The sequence below is a fragment of the Crinalium epipsammum PCC 9333 genome (genome assembly GCF_000317495.1).
GTDB lineage: Bacteria > Cyanobacteriota > Cyanobacteriia > Cyanobacteriales > PCC-9333 > Crinalium > Crinalium epipsammum.
The window spans coordinates 2,198,067-2,216,696 of record NC_019753.1; the positions used below are offsets into that span (position 1 = coordinate 2,198,067).

At 43.0% G+C, this 18,630-nt stretch carries 20 protein-coding genes; 15 read left to right on the forward strand and 5 right to left on the reverse strand.

Going from position 1 to position 18,630, the window contains the following annotated elements; genetic code table 11:
* Window positions 1-296: 296 nt before the first annotated feature.
* The 5 genes from apcB to CRI9333_RS28100 all read right to left on the reverse strand — a co-directional run bounded on the left by apcB (window position 297) and on the right by CRI9333_RS28100 (window position 5,724).
* A complete protein-coding gene (apcB, locus tag CRI9333_RS09430) occupies window positions 297-782 on the reverse strand; it encodes an allophycocyanin subunit beta (protein WP_015202933.1) in 486 nt (161 codons plus the stop codon).
* Between the two features lie 71 nt (window positions 783-853).
* The gene (apcA, locus tag CRI9333_RS09435) at window positions 854-1,339 is read right to left on the reverse strand and encodes an allophycocyanin subunit alpha (protein WP_015202934.1); all 486 of its coding nucleotides are present in this window, start codon (window positions 1,337-1,339) and stop codon (window positions 854-856) included.
* A 445-nt stretch (window positions 1,340-1,784) separates the two neighbouring features.
* Window positions 1,785-5,186 (reverse strand): phycobilisome rod-core linker polypeptide, encoded by a 3,402-nt coding sequence (locus CRI9333_RS09440; protein WP_015202935.1) that lies wholly within the window; start codon window positions 5,184-5,186, stop codon window positions 1,785-1,787.
* A 7-nt stretch (window positions 5,187-5,193) separates the two neighbouring features.
* Entirely contained in the window at window positions 5,194-5,325 is a 132-nt protein-coding gene (locus tag CRI9333_RS28095) for a hypothetical protein (protein WP_269667520.1), read from the reverse strand.
* Window positions 5,326-5,592: 267 nt separating this feature from the next.
* Window positions 5,593-5,724, reverse strand: coding sequence for a hypothetical protein (locus CRI9333_RS28100; RefSeq protein WP_269667521.1), 132 nt, complete (start codon window positions 5,722-5,724; stop codon window positions 5,593-5,595).
* A gap of 1 nt (window position 5,725) precedes the next feature.
* Here CRI9333_RS28100 and CRI9333_RS09445 point away from each other — a divergent pair, with 1 nt between their 5' ends.
* The 15 genes from CRI9333_RS09445 to CRI9333_RS09515 all read left to right on the forward strand — a co-directional run bounded on the left by CRI9333_RS09445 (window position 5,726) and on the right by CRI9333_RS09515 (window position 18,533).
* Entirely contained in the window at window positions 5,726-6,922 is a 1,197-nt protein-coding gene (locus CRI9333_RS09445; RefSeq protein WP_015202936.1) for a class I SAM-dependent methyltransferase, read from the forward strand.
* 153 nt (window positions 6,923-7,075) lie between these two features.
* Window positions 7,076-7,516, forward strand: coding sequence for an ATP synthase subunit I (locus CRI9333_RS09450; RefSeq protein WP_015202937.1), 441 nt, complete (start codon window positions 7,076-7,078; stop codon window positions 7,514-7,516).
* A gap of 68 nt (window positions 7,517-7,584) precedes the next feature.
* Entirely contained in the window at window positions 7,585-8,340 is a 756-nt protein-coding gene (gene atpB / locus CRI9333_RS09455) for a F0F1 ATP synthase subunit A (protein ID WP_015202938.1), read from the forward strand.
* A 173-nt stretch (window positions 8,341-8,513) separates the two neighbouring features.
* Complete coding sequence (atpE, locus tag CRI9333_RS09460) at window positions 8,514-8,759, forward strand: ATP synthase F0 subunit C (RefSeq protein WP_013192016.1); 246 nt, start codon at window positions 8,514-8,516, stop codon at window positions 8,757-8,759.
* Between the two features lie 174 nt (window positions 8,760-8,933).
* Window positions 8,934-9,368 carry a F0F1 ATP synthase subunit B' gene (locus CRI9333_RS09465; RefSeq protein WP_015202939.1) on the forward strand — a complete coding sequence of 145 codons (435 nt, stop codon included), beginning with the start codon at window positions 8,934-8,936 and terminating at the stop codon, window positions 9,366-9,368.
* Window positions 9,369-9,508: 140 nt separating this feature from the next.
* Entirely contained in the window at window positions 9,509-10,081 is a 573-nt protein-coding gene (locus CRI9333_RS09470) for a F0F1 ATP synthase subunit B (protein WP_041226002.1), read from the forward strand.
* Window positions 10,078-10,635, forward strand: coding sequence for an ATP synthase F1 subunit delta (gene atpH / locus CRI9333_RS09475; protein WP_015202941.1), 558 nt, complete (start codon window positions 10,078-10,080; stop codon window positions 10,633-10,635). The genes CRI9333_RS09470 and atpH overlap by 4 nt, the downstream gene beginning before the upstream one ends.
* Before the next feature lie 147 nt (window positions 10,636-10,782).
* Window positions 10,783-12,300, forward strand: coding sequence for a F0F1 ATP synthase subunit alpha (atpA, locus tag CRI9333_RS09480; RefSeq protein ID WP_015202942.1), 1,518 nt, complete (start codon window positions 10,783-10,785; stop codon window positions 12,298-12,300).
* Between the two features lie 102 nt (window positions 12,301-12,402).
* Window positions 12,403-13,353, forward strand: a complete 951-nt coding sequence (locus CRI9333_RS09485) for a F0F1 ATP synthase subunit gamma (RefSeq protein ID WP_015202943.1) — start codon at window positions 12,403-12,405, stop codon at window positions 13,351-13,353.
* Between the two features lie 90 nt (window positions 13,354-13,443).
* Complete coding sequence (locus CRI9333_RS09490; RefSeq protein WP_041226527.1) at window positions 13,444-13,770, forward strand: 2Fe-2S iron-sulfur cluster-binding protein; 327 nt, start codon at window positions 13,444-13,446, stop codon at window positions 13,768-13,770.
* 79 nt (window positions 13,771-13,849) lie between these two features.
* On the forward strand, window positions 13,850-14,038 hold the full coding sequence (locus CRI9333_RS09495) for a hypothetical protein (protein WP_015202945.1): 189 nt from the start codon (window positions 13,850-13,852) through the stop codon (window positions 14,036-14,038).
* A gap of 3 nt (window positions 14,039-14,041) precedes the next feature.
* Entirely contained in the window at window positions 14,042-15,118 is a 1,077-nt protein-coding gene (locus CRI9333_RS09500; protein ID WP_015202946.1) for a DUF3326 domain-containing protein, read from the forward strand.
* Entirely contained in the window at window positions 15,108-15,704 is a 597-nt protein-coding gene (locus tag CRI9333_RS09505; RefSeq protein ID WP_015202947.1) for a CPBP family intramembrane glutamic endopeptidase, read from the forward strand. The genes CRI9333_RS09500 and CRI9333_RS09505 overlap by 11 nt, the downstream gene beginning before the upstream one ends.
* An 808-nt stretch (window positions 15,705-16,512) precedes the next feature.
* Window positions 16,513-17,949: an alkaline phosphatase PhoX gene (locus CRI9333_RS09510; RefSeq protein ID WP_198013654.1), complete on the forward strand. Its 1,437-nt coding sequence runs from the start codon at window positions 16,513-16,515 to the stop codon at window positions 17,947-17,949.
* Between the two features lie 119 nt (window positions 17,950-18,068).
* Complete coding sequence (locus CRI9333_RS09515; RefSeq protein WP_015202949.1) at window positions 18,069-18,533, forward strand: hypothetical protein; 465 nt, start codon at window positions 18,069-18,071, stop codon at window positions 18,531-18,533.
* Window positions 18,534-18,630 lie beyond the last annotated feature (97 nt).

Sequence of the window (18,630 nt, forward strand, 5' to 3'; positions counted from 1 at the left end):
AAAATATAGCAACCAATGCAGCTTTCAAATGCTGGACTGCTACAAACAACTCTGTTGTGATTTTGTAACGTATATTTTGGCGAAAGCTACAGTACCGAAACTTTATTATTAGGTGTGTCTAGATATATCAAAGTCTGGTAGCTGAGAGTAAATACTAGATCCCTAAAACTTATCTACCTTTTCAAGGGTTAATTAAATAAGCTTTTGAGGAGCTAACAATCACTCTCAACTTTCCAGACTTGAATTAGACAACCTACACCATATCAGAACTTAAGTTTTCAGCAACCTGAAAGTACTTAGCTTAAGCCGCTTGAGATGTAGTCGAGGTAAACGCCCATTTCTTTACCAGCATCAGCACCAACTAAGCTAGCAGTAACTTCTTTGATAGCTTGGATAGCTTGAACGGTAGCACCAATAGGTACACCTAATGAGTTGTAGGTTTCTTTCAAACCGTTTAATACGCGCTCATCAAGGATGGATGGGTCGCCAGCTAACATTGCATAGGTAGCATAGCGGAGGTAGTAGTCGAGGTCGCGGATGCAAGCAGCATAGCGACGGGTGGTGTACATATTTCCACCGGGACGGGTGATGTCAGAGTACAACAGAGCTTTAGCAACTGCTTCCTTGACGATGGTAGCGGCGTTAGCGCTGATTGTGCTTGCAGCACGAACACGCAGTTCACCAGTTTGGAAATAAGCTTTTAATTTGCTGATTGAAGCAGTATCCAAGTATTTACCTTGGACATCGGAAGAATTGATAACTGAAGTAATTGCGTCTTGCATTGTTTCCTTTCCTTAGCTCACAAATGTCTTGTTGCTTAAAATTCTCAGTTCAGTAGAGACTTGGCAACACCCTACTGCATAGCACCGATTAAGTAATCGAAGTAAGAACCTGCTTCAGCAGCATCTTCACCGGAAAGTAGAGAGCTTGCAGCACTCTTCAAACCACGAACACCTTCGATAACTCCATCAACTGGTGTACCCAAGGACTTGTACATCTCACGAACGCCAACAACACCAATCTCTTCAATTGGGGTGACATCGCCAGCTACAACTCCGTAGGTGATCAGACGTAGGTAGTAATCTAAGTCACGCAGGCAGGTAGCGGTCATTTCTTCGCCGTAAGCGTTTCCACCAGGAGAAACAACGTCAGGACGCTTTTGGAACAGTTGGTCGCCAGCTTGCTTAACGATGCGTTCGCGAGAATCGGTCAAAGTTTGAGCAATGCGAAGACGGCGATCGCCAGATGTTACAAAATTCTTAATACGCTCTAATTCGCCTGGGCTGAGGTAACGAGCTTCAGCGTCTGCATTCACGATGGATTTCGTGACGATACTCATCGAGGGATTCCTCCAAAAAAATTGTTACCAGATGTGTTAAAACTGGCGAGTGCCATTGGAAACTGAGTCTATCTTGCTTTTGAGTGCTTTATCAATAAGATTTCTTACTTTTTCTTAGAGAATTTCAAGCCCTCAGATATACATTTTTTTTAACAGACACAGTTACCTTCCGAAAATATTCTCCGGCATCTAGTTCACATTTTTGTGCTGTTCGTAATAGTTTGTAACATTATTTTTCATGTTTGCCCTGAAAGCCAGTCAAATCGTCCCCAAAAAAACCATGAAAAAATTCCTCTGATCTGTCAAGAGAGTATATTGTCCCCTCACAAATCAGAGAAATTTATTTTTCTTTGGAATTAGAAATTGGCGATCGCTAATTGAGGGATATATCGAAGCGTGTCAGTATACGACTCCAAAACCCCCAACCGCTAATCTCTAATTTTTTTTAGCGACCACCCCTGTAGGAAGGCGACAAGTCAGACCAAGATTGTTTCACCAAATCTTTTGCTGCTTTTACGCTGCCAAGGTAATTGCCTGCGGGTAAAGCTGGGAAGCGGTTGTAAGGAACCACATCCTCACCGAAATAACGAGCATACTCTGGGCTATCTACCATTGCTTCAACAGCAGCCTTTAAACCCTGATCTGCCAGTAATTTGTTGTACTGCCGGATTTCCCCTTGAGTTGCTGGCGCGCGTCCCAAAATGTGACGGAACAAGAACTCAATTACTTTCGTATTGGGGTAGGGAGTATAGAAGCGACGACGGTAAATATCAGAACTAGCAAGGGTGCGGACGAACTCACGCACAGAAATTTCACCGTTACGGAGTTTGCTGTCTAACTCAGAACGTCTGAACTCTGAAGGAACCTGACCACTAAAGATATCCATCACTTGACAGTAGATGGCATTGATCACCCCATCAGTTTCAGGGGAGTTAGTTCCAGGGGTGAGACGATAAATCCGCGCTGGTTTGCGACGTGAAGTACCAACACCAACTTCTACAGACTGACCGTTACCATTAGCAAAAGAGCGACCCAGTTCCATGAACAGTGGCTTAGTCTTGTCAATCTGACGTTCACTAGCTGCCAGATCTGCCATCGCTTTTGCCATAACTGGCATTTTCGTGGCATCCATCCGAGCCTTAACTGTTTCAAAGCTGGGTACTACCAAGTCTTCGTTTTGCTTGGTTAATTGGTTATACAGCTTCTCTGTATTGGGGAAGTTACCTGCTGGGAGGGTGGGGAAGCGACGATAAGGAACCGTATCTTCTCCAAATAGCTCGGCATATTCCGCGCTGTTCACCATTGCTCCAACAAAGGCACGAATACCCTCAGAGGCAAGAAGTTGGTTATATTTGCGGATTTCTTGCTGGTCTTTGGGGGCGCGACCCAAGAAGTGCTTGGTTCCTAGTTCTATTACCTTAGTGTTGGGGTAAGGTGTGTAAAACTCTTTAATGTAAAGATCGGAACCGCCTAAAGCTTCGATAAACTCTTTAACGTTGATTTCGTTGTTGCTGAGTTTACTTTCTAAGGCTGTGAATTCGTTTTTGACGATGTAAGGTTCGATATCGCGCTCAAAGATTTGTCGATATGCAGCACGAATAACCGTTTCTACCAATGTCTTATCAGCATTTTCTGTTAGCTTAAAGACCTTGGTTTGTTCACGCTGCTTATTAACACCTTGCTTAACGCGGAATTCAATATCAGGTTCAGTCCGCATTTCTGTGACTTCACCCAAAGCCACAAACAGAGGTGCTTCTTCGATTGCAGGCTTGGCACCAGTGTCACCAATGCTACCAACACGGAGCGATCGCAGTGCTACACCACCAGGTGTCAAATAGCGTTCATAAGGAACGGTATCTTCATCAAAAGCTTCGCTGTACTCTGGACTATCAATAATCGCATCAACTAAAGCGTAGAAACCTTTCTTAGCACAAGTATCAAAGTACTTGTTGATTTCTTGACGACCGTAGGTAGGACGACCTAATAAGCGGCGGTGGATGTACTCAACAGCCTTAGTAACGTACAGAGGTGTCCAGTACAAGCTGCGGAACAAGTCAGATTTAGCCAGTAGGCGAATAAAATCGCGCACTGTAATTTCGCCGTTTTCCAGCTTGATTTCTGCTACCTTTTGACGTTGACCTTCATAAACGTCACGTCCAAAAACTTGCAGGTAAGCTGCTTTAATTACCGCTTGAGTAGAGCTTTCCGAGTACTTAACACTGGAGTTTTTGACATACTTCTTGCCAGACGTACCGCCATTTCCGCTTGGCCCAGGTAGTTGATCCAGCTTAAAGACTTTTGCACCAAGAGAACCAGGCTCTGCTGCCCGTGCGCCAGGATTACTTAATTGATTATTAATTCCTGGGCCTTGATGGATCAGGATACGGCGTGTATCTTTTCCAAAAGGAGCGGGGCTAGTGCTAGGATTCTTAGTTTCTTTCGGGAAGATTGCCCCAAACTGAATTTCCAGTGGGTCGTTGCCAGAACCATAAGGATGTTGGTCAGGCAGGGGTTGCTCGTAGGCAGCAAACGTGGTAAGAAACTGTGGAACCTTGCGGAAAGGTGCGCTGTAGTTTAATAAATCTTGTTGTGGCCCCCAGTTGCGACATTCTTGAGCTTCTTGACCCAAACCACGCAGGTAGGGGACAGTTTCTTCGCCGAAGTAGTCGGAATATTCCGGGGAATCGACTAAGGCATCTACTAGGGCAGCTAAACCACCGATAGAGACAATTGAGAAGTACTTCTGAACTTCTTCACGACTTGATGGGCCACGACCCAAGAAGTGACGGAATGCTAGTTCTAAAGCACGGCTATTGATGTAAGGTTCGTAGAAGTTTTTCTGATATAGATTGGATTTACCCAATCGGCGGACAAACTCCTTCATGGAGATGTCACCGTTTTTGACCTTAGATTCTAGGTCAGAAATGCTTAGGCTGTAAGCACGGGTGATGTCGCGTTCAAATACTTGCCGATAAGCAGCTTTGACGATTTCATTCTTTTCAGAAGAGGACAGTCCTGGCTTCATAGCGTATTTAGGACGGCGCTCTGCTGAATTGAAGTAAATTTGGGGTAATTGCAGCCCTTGTTGATCGTCAGAAGGACGCTGACGCACCTTGGCTGAGGGGGTAGGGGCTTTAAATTCGTTAATTAATACTTCAAAGTATTGATTAACAATCGTAGTGGCATCGGCATCTTGCCGGAAATACCCCAACGCAGCTTGGCGCATTTCTTGCAGCGCCACAATTGTTGCTTCGCCAGAACAAGCGTTTTCGATGATTTCCCGTAAACCGCGTGTGTTTACAGAAATAATGTTTGGATCGCCAGCAACGATCGCATAAGTTACATAGCGCAAAAACCAGCTTAAATCACGCAGAGATTTCTGCATATTGCTGGGGCCGTAACGGGCGACGTTGATTGGTCGGAAACCTGCGGGCACTGGGCCACTACCAGAGGCAGAAAACAGCGATCTCAATCCTTCTAAGAAGCCACCGCCACTTTCTACAAATGTCGCAGTCCCTAGTTTAAAAGATTCTTTGACATCATTTCCTCCTGCACCTACCATCGCCATTTCAGGAATTTCTGCGGGCTTTTCTAAGAAAGCCATCGGAGAACCACCCACGAAAATGCGGTTAGCAGCGCGAGACACAATTAAATCGGCGTTTTTGCTGAGAGTGTCTGCAATTTGTATGCGTTGATTACCAGAACTAAAATAACTGGCAAGCTCATTCAACTCTCCACGCCCTAAGAAGCGGTCTTGCTGCTCTGCCTGAGTTATTGTGGCTACAGGTAAAGTTTGATATAGCTGCGGACGCGCAACTGAGCTTCCACCACTTGCCTTAACACTCATCTTATTTTTAAGCTCCCATTAAAGTTGCTGTTAAGCCTGACCAGGGTGAGAATACGGTTACACCGTTACTGAGGTTGAATAATTTTGGCGTACAAGCCGATCGCTGTCCTGGTTTAAGGACTTGATGTTTCTTTGTCACCTTAATCAAACAACCGCCTATATTCAACCCAGTCAGCCTCTAGATTAAAACGTTTCGAGTTCTATACGCTGTTTCTTTAAGAAGTGTGTAGAACCCGTTACTTTGATTAACGGTGAGATCATCATATTGGATCAATGCAGGCTATCTGAGAAAAAAGATAAGTTTTTTTACGTTTCAAATTTCCAGCCCTTGATTCGAGGCTTTTTTTGCACTCTCTCTTTAATTATGCCTGAGACTAATGAGCTAAAGTTGACTTGCTCAAAGATATTACAGTTCTTTAATTTCAAGGCTTTCAGTTATATAAGCACTAGCCACAGCCATCATTGCTAATGGTGTGACAGAAAATGTTAATCCGTGTGCTAAATTCGGTAAACTCAGGTTGCTGCGAATTTTGCCCAATATGTCCGATTTCCAGACGGTTAGCGATGCTGTTGCGAAACTTTACAATACTTATCCATTTCCGCCAGAGCCATTACTAGATAGTCCACCCCCTGGATATAACTGGCGCTGGAATTGGCAAGCTGCCTACAGCTTTTGCACAAATCAAAAACCTCAAAAGCAAAATATCCGCATTTTAGATGCTGGCTGTGGCACGGGTGTAGGAACAGAATATTTGGTTCATCTTAATCCCCAGGCTGAAGTTGTTGGAATTGACTTAAGTTCTGGTGCTTTGGATGTCGCCAAAGAGCGTTGTCAGAGGTCAGGAGCTAATTCTGTAGAGTTCCATCACCTGAGCCTATACGATGCTGATAAGTTGGCAGGGGAGTTTGACTTAATTAATTGTGTGGGTGTACTGCACCATCTACCCGATCCAATTCGCGGGATTCAGTCTCTCGCTGCTAAGTTGGCTCCAGGCGGGTTAATGCACATTTTTGTGTATGGAGAATTAGGCAGATGGGAAATTCATTTGATGCAACAGGCGATCGCACTTTTGCAAGGCAATCAACGAGGCGATTACCGCGACGGCGTACAAGTGGGGCGGAAAATATTTCAAGCTTTACCAGAAAATAATCGACTTGTCAAGCGAGAACAAGAACGTTGGTCTTTAGAAAATAAACGGGATGAATGCTTTGCAGATATGTACGTTCATCCTCAAGAAATTGACTACAACATTGAAACGCTATTTCAACTAATTGATGCTTCTGGGTTAGATTTTATAGGTTTCTCTAATCCTAAAACTTGGCAGCTAGAGCGACTTTTAGGGAAAGTGCCAGATTTGATGGAAAGAGCGCGGGGATTGAGCGATCGCCAAATATACCGCTTGATTGAGCTATTAGATCCAGAATCAGTCACTCATTACGAGTTTTTCTTAGGGCGATCGCCATTACCAAAAGCTGATTGGTCAGAGGATACCGCACTTTTATCGGCAATTCCAGAACGCAACCCTTGTATGGATGGATGGCCAAGCAAGTGTTTATTCAACTACGACTATCAGATTATTAACTTGTCTGATGCCGAATTTCAATTTATCCAAGCTTGTGAAATTAACTCTAACGAGCGAAAAACAGTAGGAGAAATTTTGGCAGGGATTGATCTGGATGTACCAGGAGTGCGATCGCTTCTGAATCAACAGCTAATTTTGCTGAGTCTGGCTTGAGGTTAGTCAAGGTCAAGAGGCAGTCGCACAAAATTTTCTTAAATTCTGGCGGCTGACTCTTGACTACTTATTTGTAAGAATTTTTTAAGTATTGTTAACACAAAATGATATGATTACTTTTGGCTTGTACTGGTCAACTCCACTATAAGTTTTGTGAATTTGTCAGACCAATCACCTGAAACCACACCTGTAGAGGGGGAAGTTATTCCACCTGAATCAGCGTCAAAACGCTCTGATTCCATGCAAGAGTACTACCAACTACAACAAGAGTTGTTGTTGAGTACATTTGTTTTGACTGGAATAATCTTTTTCTCCGTCTGGATTTTTTATTCCCTCAACATTGCCCTAAATTATTTGATTGGGGCGTGCGCTTGTGTGGTTTACTTGAGAATGCTGGCTAAAGACGTTGAACAGCTTGGGGCAGAAAAAAGTCGTCTGAACAAGAATCGGTTTGCGATATTTGTTGGGTTGATTATAGTAGCAACTCAATGGAATCAGCTACAGGTTCTACCCATATTTTTGGGGTTTCTGACTTATAAAGCCGCAATCATCGTCTATATGCTTCGGATTATCTTCCGACCTGACAATCGCTAGGTAGGGCATTCGGAGAAGTAAATTCTCCTTAATCCGTTGATAAATTTATTTGAAGGGAAACAGGAAACATGATCGGTTTTCTGGACGTGTTTAGTTCACTAAGTCTTGCCAAACTGGAAGTCGGTCATCACCTCTACTGGCAGATAGGCAATCTCAAAATTCACGGGCAGGTTTTTCTGACATCCTGGTTTGTGATTGGTCTTCTGTTAGTTGCCTCACTAGCTGCAACTCGTAACATCCAAAGAATTCCTCAAGGAATACAAAACCTGATGGAATATGCTTTGGAGTTTATTAGAGACTTGACAAGAAACCAGCTTGGTGAGAAGGAATACCGTCCTTGGGTGCCTTTTATTGGCACATTGTTTTTGTTTATATTCTTGTCAAATTGGTCAGGTGCTTTAGTTCCTTGGAAGTTAATCCATCTTCCAGAAGGTGAACTAGCTGCTCCCACAAACGACATTAATACAACAGTGGCACTAGCCTTGTTAACTTCCTTAGCGTACTTCTACGCAGGATTTAGCAAGAGGGGTTTAGGATACTTTAAAAAGTACATCGAGCCAACGCCGATCCTATTACCCATTGCCATTTTAGAAGATTTCACTAAGCCCCTTTCCCTAAGCTTCCGTTTATTTGGAAACATTTTGGCGGATGAACTGGTGGTCGCAGTGTTAGTGCTACTGGTTCCTTTGTTTGTGCCTCTGCCAGTAATGGCTTTAGGATTATTTACAAGTGCCATTCAAGCCCTAGTTTTTGCCACCTTAGCTGCTGCATATATTCACGAAGCTATCGAAGGGCATGGTGACGAAGGGCATGAGGAGCATTAATTGTTGTTAGGAATATTCAAGTGTAACAAAATAATTTTACCTTTTGTATTCCAGCTAAGTTATGCTCTGAATTGATTAAGTTTGGCTTAATGGCATGGAAATAATCTTTCCATCCAAACTCCAAAAACTCAAATGTTTGTTTTGTAATTTCTAATCAAGGGAAGGAAAAAATCATGGATCCATTGGTTCAAGCTGCTTCGGTTCTGGCTGCTGCTCTAGCTATTGGTTTAGCTGCAATTGGCCCTGGTATTGGTCAAGGTAACGCTGCTGGTCAAGCAGTTGAAGGTATCGCTCGTCAGCCTGAAGCAGAAGGCAAAATTCGCGGTACTCTGCTTTTAACCTTGGCATTCATGGAATCCCTAACAATTTACGGTCTCGTAATTGCTCTAGTTCTATTGTTTGCTAACCCATTCGCATAAGTTGTGAGTTTAAGTAGAGACGGAATTGAATACGTCTCTATTTAACACATTTTTTTGGTGTTTTTAGTCATTTTGAAGTAAGTTGACCCGCTAATGTATCGGGTCTAGAAAATATGACAGGTGGAATAATTTTGCTTGCCATTAAAACTGCTATGAAATCCAAAGAGGGGAGCAATGTTTGATTTTGATGCAACTTTACCCTTAATGGCAGTGCAGTTCCTATTATTAGCAGCAATGTTAAATGTGGTTTTTTATAAGCCACTAACAAAGGCGCTTGATGAACGGGACGAGTACATCCGTAACAATGAACTGGGCGCTAAAGAACGTTTAGCTAAAGCTGAGAAATTAGCAAGAGAGTACGAGCAACAGTTAGGAGATACCCGCAGGCAATCTCAAGCACTGATTACAACGGCTCAAAGCGAAGCGCAGAAGATAGCTGCACAAAAAATTGGTGAGGCACAGCAAGAAGCTGTTGGTAAACGCGAACAAGCGGCTAAAGAGATTGAACAGCAAAAGCAAGAAGCTTTGCAATCTTTAGAGCAACAAGTGGATGCCCTCAGTCGCCAGATTTTGGAGAAAATTTTAGGGCCTCAATTGGTTAATAAATAGAGAGTTTGAAGGATCAAGGATAGATATTAGGGTAACGCATGAAGTAAGCAATTAGTCAATGATATTTTGGCAAATAACAGCTTTTATTTCAAGCTTAAAAACTTTTTCTTCCTTAATCCTTTACAACTTCATACACGAGGATGGGTATCATGGGGACGTTTTTGTTACTAGCAGAGTTGGCCCACTCAGCTAGTTCTGAATTAGCTGAGGCAGAGGGTCATGGTGGTTTCGGTCTAAACTTCGATATTTTAGAAGCGAACCTAATTAACCTGGCAATTTTAATTGGGGTACTGTTTTACTTTGGGCGGAAGGTTGTAGGTAACATCCTAAGTGAACGTCGCGCCAATATTGAAGCCGCTATTAAAGAAGCAGAACAGCGTCAAAGAGAAGCTGAGAAAGCACTTTCTGAGGCAAAACAACAGCTAGCTCAAGGTCAAGCTGAGGCAGAACGAATCCGCAAGGCTGCTGAAGAAAATGCCGAGAAAGCTAGAGAGGCGATTTTGGCGAAAGTAGTAGTGGATATTGAACGCCTACAAGAAACAGCCGCCCAGGATGTGGACTCTGAAAGAGATCGTGCGATCGCTCAATTGCGCCAACAAGTCGCAGCAATGGCTATGCAGAAAGTAGAGTCGCAAATTGGTTCCTACTTAAATGACTCTGCTCAAAACCAATTAATTGACCGTAGCATTGCCATGCTAGGAGGTGGATCATGAAAGGTAGTTTATTAACCTCCGAAGTCTTAGAACCGTATGCTGAGGCGCTAATGTCCTTGGCTCAGTCGCAGAACCTCGTTGAGCAGTTTGGTGACAATGTTGCCGCCTTGTTAAGTTTGCTAGAAGGTTCTGAAGAGTTACAGCAATTTTTGGGTAATCCCATATTTGATGCTGAAAAGAAAAAAGCTGTTATACGACAACTGGTAGGCGATCAAGTTCACCCATACATGATGAACTTTTTATTAATCCTAGTTGATCGTCGTCGCATTCTGTTCTTGGAAGGTATTTGCAAGAAATTTCAAGAACAACTACGGAAGCTAAATCAAACTGTACTTGCTGAAGTAACTTCTGCGGTACCTTTGAGCGAATCCCAGCAACAAACAGTTCGTGAAAAAGTACTGGCAATGACCAGTGCTAGAGAAGTTGAACTAGATAACAAACTAGATCCTGATTTGATTGGTGGTGTCATCATAAAAGTAGGGTCACAGGTGATTGACGCGAGTTTGCGTGGACAACTTCGTCGCATTGGTCTTCAACTTAGCAGTGCTACATAGCAATTAGCGATTAGCAATTAGCGATTAGCGATCAAATAAAATACTACTTAACACAAAAGATTAAGAGTGATTTAAAAAGCGAGCAAGCTAAAAGCTAACAGCTAACTGCTAAAGGCAAAAATTAACATTAACAACTAACAACCTCCCATGATTAGTATCAGACCTGACGAAATTAGCAACATTATTCGGCAGCAAATTGAACAATATGACCAAGATGTAAAGGTCGCTAATGTTGGTACTGTCCTACAAGTAGGTGACGGTATCGCTCGGATTTATGGCTTAGATAAGGTCATGTCTGGCGAACTTGTAGAGTTTGAAGACGGTAGTGTTGGCATCGCGCTGAACTTGGAAGAAGACAATGTGGGCGCGGTATTGATGAGCGATGGTCGCAATATTCAAGAAGGTAGTTCTGTTAAAGCGACTGGCAAAATTGCTCAGGTTCCTGTAGGGGACGCAATGATTGGTCGGGTAGTGGATTCACTTGCCCGTCCAATTGATGGTAAAGGAGACATTCATTCAACTGAAGCACGTCTGATTGAATCTCCTGCTCCTGGTATTATTCAACGTCGCTCTGTATATGAGCCAATGCAAACAGGAATCACTGCTATTGACGCGATGATTCCTGTTGGTCGTGGTCAACGCGAGTTGATTATTGGTGACAGACAAACGGGAAAAACTTCTGTAGCGGTTGATACAATCATCAACCAAAAAGAAGAAAACGTTATCTGTGTTTACGTTGCGATCGGTCAAAAAGCTTCTACCGTAGCTCAGGTAGTCGGTGTTCTGCAAGAGCGGGGCGCAATGGACTATACCATCGTAGTTGCAGCTAACGCTAACGACCCAGCGACATTACAATACCTAGCTCCTTACACGGGTGCAAGTTTAGCCGAATACTTTATGTATCAAGGCAAGCACACCCTGGTAATTTATGATGACCTCTCCAAGCAAGCCCAAGCTTATCGCCAAATGTCCTTGCTGCTACGTCGTCCACCAGGACGGGAAGCGTACCCTGGAGATGTTTTCTACATTCACTCTCGTCTGCTGGAACGCGCAGCTAAGTTAAGTAACGATTTGGGTGAAGGCAGTATGACTGCTCTGCCTATTATCGAAACTCAAGCAGGTGACGTTTCTGCGTACATTCCTACCAACGTAATTTCGATTACAGACGGTCAGATCTTCTTATCTTCGGACTTGTTCAACTCTGGTTTACGTCCAGCTATTAACGCGGGTATCTCGGTGTCCCGTGTGGGTTCTGCGGCTCAAACCAAGGCAATGAAGAAAGTTGCTGGTAAGTTGAAGTTGGAATTGGCTCAGTACGATGATTTGCAAGCTTTTGCTCAGTTTGCTTCTGATTTGGATCAAGCTACCCAAAATCAATTATCACGCGGTCAACGTTTACGGGAAATCTTGAAGCAGTCTCAGTTCTCCCCACTATCTGTTGCTGAACAGGTGGCTGTTGTGTATGCAGGTTTGAATGGTTATTTAGATGACGTTCCTGTAGAAAAAGTAGCTCCTTTTGCTCAAGGTTTGCGGGATTACTTGAAGACCAGCAAGCAGCAGTACGTTGACATTATTCGTAGCAGCAAGCAGCTAACTGATGAAGCAGAAAGTCTTCTCAAGGAAGCGATCGCAGAATACAAGAAGACATTCTTAGTATCTGCCTAGTTAAGGAGTCAGAAGTTAGAAGCCAGGAGCCAGAATTAAGCTATCTCCTGGCTTCTGAATTCTGAATTCTGAATTCTGAATCTTGAATTCTGGGGAAAAACTATGGCTAATCTCAAAAGTATTCGCGATCGCATTCAGTCGGTCAAAAATACCCAAAAAATTACTGAAGCGATGCGTCTTGTGGCAGCAGCCAAAGTGCGCCGCGCACAACAACAAGTAATTGCTACTCGTCCGTTTGCAGATAGACTCGCTCAAGTTCTCTACGGTTTACAAAATCGTCTGAGGTTTGAAGATGTAACTCTACCTCTGCTGAGACAAAGAGAAGTTCGTACTGTTGGTTTACTTGTAGTTACAGGCGATCGCGGTCTTTGTGGCGGTTATAACTCCAACGTTATCCGTCGTGCTGAAAACCGTGCTAAAGAACTCAAAGCCGAAGGCTTGGATTATAGATATGTCCTAGTAGGGCGTAAAGCTATCCAGTATTTCCAACGCCGGAATCAGCCAATTGCTGGTACTTACACGGGCTTAGAGCAAATTCCTACAGCAGCAGAAGCATCCAAAATTGCTGACGAATTACTCTCTTTATTCCTTTCCGAGAGTGTAGATCGGGTTGAACTTGTTTATACCAAGTTTGTTTCCTTAATTAGCTCTCGTCCAGTAATTCAAACCTTGCTGCCTTTAACATCGCAAGGGCTAGAAACACAGGATGATGAGGTTTTTCGACTTACTAGCCGTGGCGGTAATTTTGAAGTAGCGCGGGAGAAAGTAGCTACCCCAACCCGCGCCTTCCCTACTGACATGATTTTCGAGCAAGATCCGGTGCAAATTCTAGATGCTTTGTTACCACTCTACTTGAATAATCAGTTACTACGGGCATTACAAGAATCTGCGGCTAGTGAATTGGCTGCGCGGATGACTGCAATGAACAACGCCAGCGACAACGCCAGCGACTTGATTAGCAGCTTAACTTTGTCTTATAACAAAGCAAGACAAGCTGCAATTACTCAAGAAATTCTGGAAGTCGTAGGCGGCGCTCAGGCTCTACAAGGTTAAAATTTCTATCAAGTTAAATTGAACAAAGGTGTCTGGTATTATACAGACACTTTTTTTAGCTTTATGGACACTTACGCGATCGCATTATCTATGCCCAAAATGTATACTGTTCAAATCGAACATCAAGGAAACACGCATACGCTCCAAGTTCCAGAGGATCAAATAATTATCCGTGCTGCCTCTGCTGCGGGATTAGATTTACCTAGTTCCTGCAATGCAGGTGTTTGCACTACCTGTGCTGGTCGCATTATAGAAGGAAAAGTGGATCAAGCTGAGGGTATGGGCGTTAGTCCCGAACTTCAGGAAAAAGGCTATGTGTTGCTATGTGTTGCTTATCCCCGCTCTGATTTGAAAATTGAGAGCGAAAAAGAAGACGAATTGTACGAGTTGCAGTTCGGACAGTTCCAGAAGCGATAGATCAGGGCGGGTGGTTATTTCAAGCCGAAATAAATAGTATTCTGCCAACCTCAAATTTAATGTTCACAGGGAAATTACAATGACTACTCATTTTATTAGTGCAGAAATTGATTTAGAAGAGTCCACCGAGGAGTTACAGCAAGCAATTAAAACAGAACTGGAAAAACGAGGGGAACCTTTGCGTTGGGCAGTTAGTAATGTGGATCAGGAGCGTGGAAAAGTACAACTGGAGGCAATAGTCACTGTAGCGGAAAATTCTACTAAATAGCGCGTGAATCAACGTCCTTATACTGTTGTATTAATTGTCCCGACTGGTGTGGGAGCGTCCATCGGCGGCTATGCTGGTGACGCTCTACCAGTGGCTCGTGCGATCGCGAATTGCTGCGATCGCTTGATTACTCACCCTAATGTCCTCAACGGTGCTTCTCTATATTGGAATTTACCCAATGGTTTTTATGTAGAGGGGTACGCACTCGATCAATTTGCGGCTAATTCTTGGGGTTTACGCCCTGTACGCAACAATCGAGTAGGTTTAATTCTTGACCAGGGAATTGAACCCGATTTAAGAGTACGACACTTACAAGCGGCTGAGGCGGCTAGAGCAACACTCGGCTTAAATTTGACAGACTATGTAGTTACAGATCAGCCTTTAGGGGTCGAACTACGAATAGCTGATTCTGGGGCTAGTTGGGGAACAATTCAAAATCCTGATAGTTTATTGCGGGCTGCTGATGTACTGATTAAGCAGGAAAAGGCGGATGCGATCGCAGTCGTTGCCCGTTTTCCTGATGACTGTAGTAGTGAAGTACTACACAACTACAGACATGGACAGGGAGTAGACCCCTTGGCTGGAGCCGAAGCTGTTATTAGCCACTTGGTTGTACGTACCTTTCAAATTCCTTGCGCTCATGCCCCAGCGCTTTTACCCTTACCCCTAGATCCAGATATATCTCCGCGTTCAGCCGCCGAAGAATTAGGCTATACATTTTTACCTTGTGTATTAGTCGGACTAAGCCGCGCACCTCAGTTTATTACCAACAAATCTCAGCAACCTCGCCCAGAAGATATTTGGGCAGATCAAGTTGATGCCGTAGTAATACCAGCAAGCGCTTGTGGCGGTAGCGCTATTTTGAGTTTCAGCCAGTTACCTGTAAAAATTATTGCGGTGGAAGAAAATCAGACACAAATGCAAGTTCCTCCAGAAAAGTTAGGGATTAAAGCATTACAGGTAAACTCATATTTAGAGGCACTGGGTGTTTTAGTTGCTGATCGAGCAGGCATTAATATTAACGCCCTGAGTCCAAATCTCTCGTCTTTACGTTGCTTATCTCAAACCATTGGCAAATAATCTTCCTGAAAACCCCGAAATTGAACCTCTAACTCGCACCCAAATTTTGATTGCGATGGGTGTGACTGCTGTTGTGTTGCTAGTAATCACCAAAGTTTGGTTACACTTTAGCTCTATCTCATTGCTACCTGTCCGATGGACATATCTGGAGATCCTTTTAGGGCTGGGTCTTGGTTTAGCAATAACGGGAGCAAGTGCGGTTGTCTATCGTCTATGGCCTCATTATCAACGCAGTGCAGACTTCTATTTAGATTTAGTACTCAAACCCTTAATTTTGCCTGATTTGATTTGGTTAGGGCTGCTACCTGGCTTGAGTGAGGAATTGTTATTTCGGGGGCTGATGTTACCAACGCTAGGTTTAGATACTGTTGGTGTTGTGTTGTCAAGTATTTGCTTTGGGGTTTTACATCTGAGTGGACGACACCAATGGCCTTATGTTGTTTGGGCAACAGTTGTTGGGTTGTTGTTTGGGTTTAGTGCTGTAGCTACTCATAATTTATTGGTTCCGATAGTAGCTCACATAGTGACAAATTTGATTTCTAGTTATTTCTGGAAGCTTGGACATTATAAAAAAGGCATGATTTAAGATCAGTGATTAACGTTCCTTATCTGTTTTCCTGAGAACCCCACCCCCAACCCCTGCCCTTAGTAAGGGGAGGGGAGTTTGATTTTATTTTTAATCGTATTGGCTTATTTATCCCTCTTCTGTCACTCTCCGAAAAATCTGACAATTTATAAATTCTGTCACTGTTGCCTGGAAAGCGATCACTCAATTATTTCTTAATAGCAATTCCACGAGATGACCAAATCACAAAATTTGCACTACAAATACCTCAATTAATTGATATTGCGTCTATTTAAAACTTTTTATTAATCAAAAAACTTGGAGAGTGACAGAAGAGGGATAAGTACAAAACATAGTAAAAAATACTCTAAAAAAAAAAAATAACAGAAAAAATATTTTTGATTAAATAATTAGATTCATTCTTTTTAATAAGTGCTTTAGATGACATTGGAAATATAAAAAATATTGTGGCGAGTAATGTAACGACGGTTATTAAAAATATTATTTCTGCTTATAAGAATTTAGCTATAGCGTTTCCCAGTCAGATGAGGTACAGCAATCAATATTATGGGTAGGGGCGAAGCATTTGCATATAAAAACCTTGATATTACCGATAGCTTAAAGTGCAAATGCTTCGCCCATCGAGGTGTACCTCACTAGATTAGGAAACGCTATAAACATTTTTTTAGTTACGGTTAACCAAATGTTAATTCTAATTTAAACAAGATTTAGGTTAATCAAATGTTAATTCTAATTTAAACAAGATTTTGATTAACTAAAATTAGAATGATTTTTGGTAGAGCCAAAAAATATAAATTTAAATCAAATGATTTCTTTATCAAGACGTAAATTTTTCACCCTAGCTGGTGCCAGCGCTGTCGGTGTGACTATGGTTTCTCCTCTAGAAGCTTTTTATGCAAGAGTAGCGAATGGTAAAGTTGCTCGTGGCTTTGGCTATGGCCCACTATCGGCTAAGATGCCTGAAAATGCGGATGAACTCCAGGGTCTGACGGTTGATGGAATTAACTTGTGGGAAGAGCCATTGTTGGAACTCCCGCAGGGGTTTAACTATACTGCCATCTCAATTACAGGTCAACCCATGAATGATGGCGGAACTGTGCCTGCTCTACATGATGGCATGGCTGCCTTCCCAGGCCCTAACAACACCACAATTTTGGTGCGGAATCACGAAGTTGGTGCTGGTGGTTCTAATCCCGTTCGTACATCTAAACTATATGACCAGATTGGGGGTGGTACAGTTACTCTAGTGGTCGGTTCCAATCGCCGAATAAAATCACAATATGCTTCTCTAGGCGGTACGATTCGTAACTGTGCTGGTGGTCCGACTCCCTGGGGTTCTTGGATTACCTGCGAAGAAAACGTTTCTGTTCCTCCAGCAACTAATGTCACCAAGAAGCATGGTTACAATTTTGAAGTTCCGGCAACAGCTAATATGGTTGTTGCTGACCCAGTGCCTCTAGTTGCAATGGGTCGTTTTAACCATGAAGCGATCGCAGTTGAACCGGAAACTGGTTGGGTTTATCAAACTGAAGATCGGGGTGATAGTCTTTTCTATCGCTTCACTCCTAATCAACCTGGTAACTTACGAAATGGCGGCGTACTTGAAGCTTTAAAGATAAATGATCCTAGAGCAGATAATATTAATGTCAATAATACAAAGAGTGTCAATACTGCTAAAGGATTTTTGGGTTTGAAAGGGGTACCTTTATCCGTCACTTGGGAGAAGATCGAGGATGTCGATCCGGTTGATGACACTGTGCGGAAAGAAGGGATTAGCAAAGGGGCAACCCGCTTTTCACGAGGTGAAGGTGCCTGGTATGGCAATGGCTTAACTTACTTTGTCTGTAGCAATGGTGGCGACGCTGGGTTAGGACAAGTTTTTGCTTATAAATCAAATCCCAATAATCCCAGTCAGGGGACTCTAACTTTGGTCGTGGAAGCTACCAAACCGCCTGCTGAAGACAACCCAGTTGCTAGTGATGGCAGTGACGCTGTAGCTGCTCCCGATAATATTTGTGTGGCACCGTTTGGCGATCTATTCCTTTGCGAAGACGGTAGTGGGAGTGAATATGTAGTTGGCGTTAATACAAAAGGTGAATTGTATCGCTTTGCAGCTAATGCTCTTAACACTAGCGAATTTGCTGGTGCCTGCTTTTCACCTGATGGAAAAACCATGTTCGTAAATATCCAAACTCCTGGAATCACTTTGGCAATTTGGGGTCCTTGGACTCGAAAACGGGGATAAAGTCTACACTGCAACCCATTGATTAGCCTACTTAGAGAAGGTGACAGTGGGTTGCAGATCATATTAGCAATATTTGTCTTTGATTTAGGGTTACTATCATTTCCGGTTGGTTCGTTGCTATGCGTATGATTCAAGGTAGACGTATCATTTTATTATTAATTGCCAGTTCCATCAGTGTTTTCTACTTTCAACAACCATTGCGATCGCAATCTAGCAATCAGGGAAGCTTTATTTGCTACCTAGAGACAGAGAACGGACGCATCATCAATCTAGACAAGCTGTGTGGAAATATCACCAATATCACCAATAATTCCGTTGCATCTCTATCAGCAACTGACCAGAAGTTTCTCGAAAGTTACAAATATTTTTTGAGCAAACGTTCACCCACTTTGTCCTCCGTACAAATAGCTCTCTCACAACTACAACAATTTTCTCAAGGGGTTGTGCAGCGTGCCATTAGGGTTTGTACAGAACGCAAATCGGGAATTTCACACAATCAGGTAAAGTTACCCCAAGAAGCTGTTGATGCAGACCTAATTAATCTCATGGCTTTAGAGTATTACTGCCCAGAGCTAGATGATTAGCGAGGGTGAAATTATCGCCAAATTAAAGCTGGAACTCAACTAATTATCGCTATTGATAGAACCCAATGGAAAGAAAACAATGTTTTAATAGTCAGTG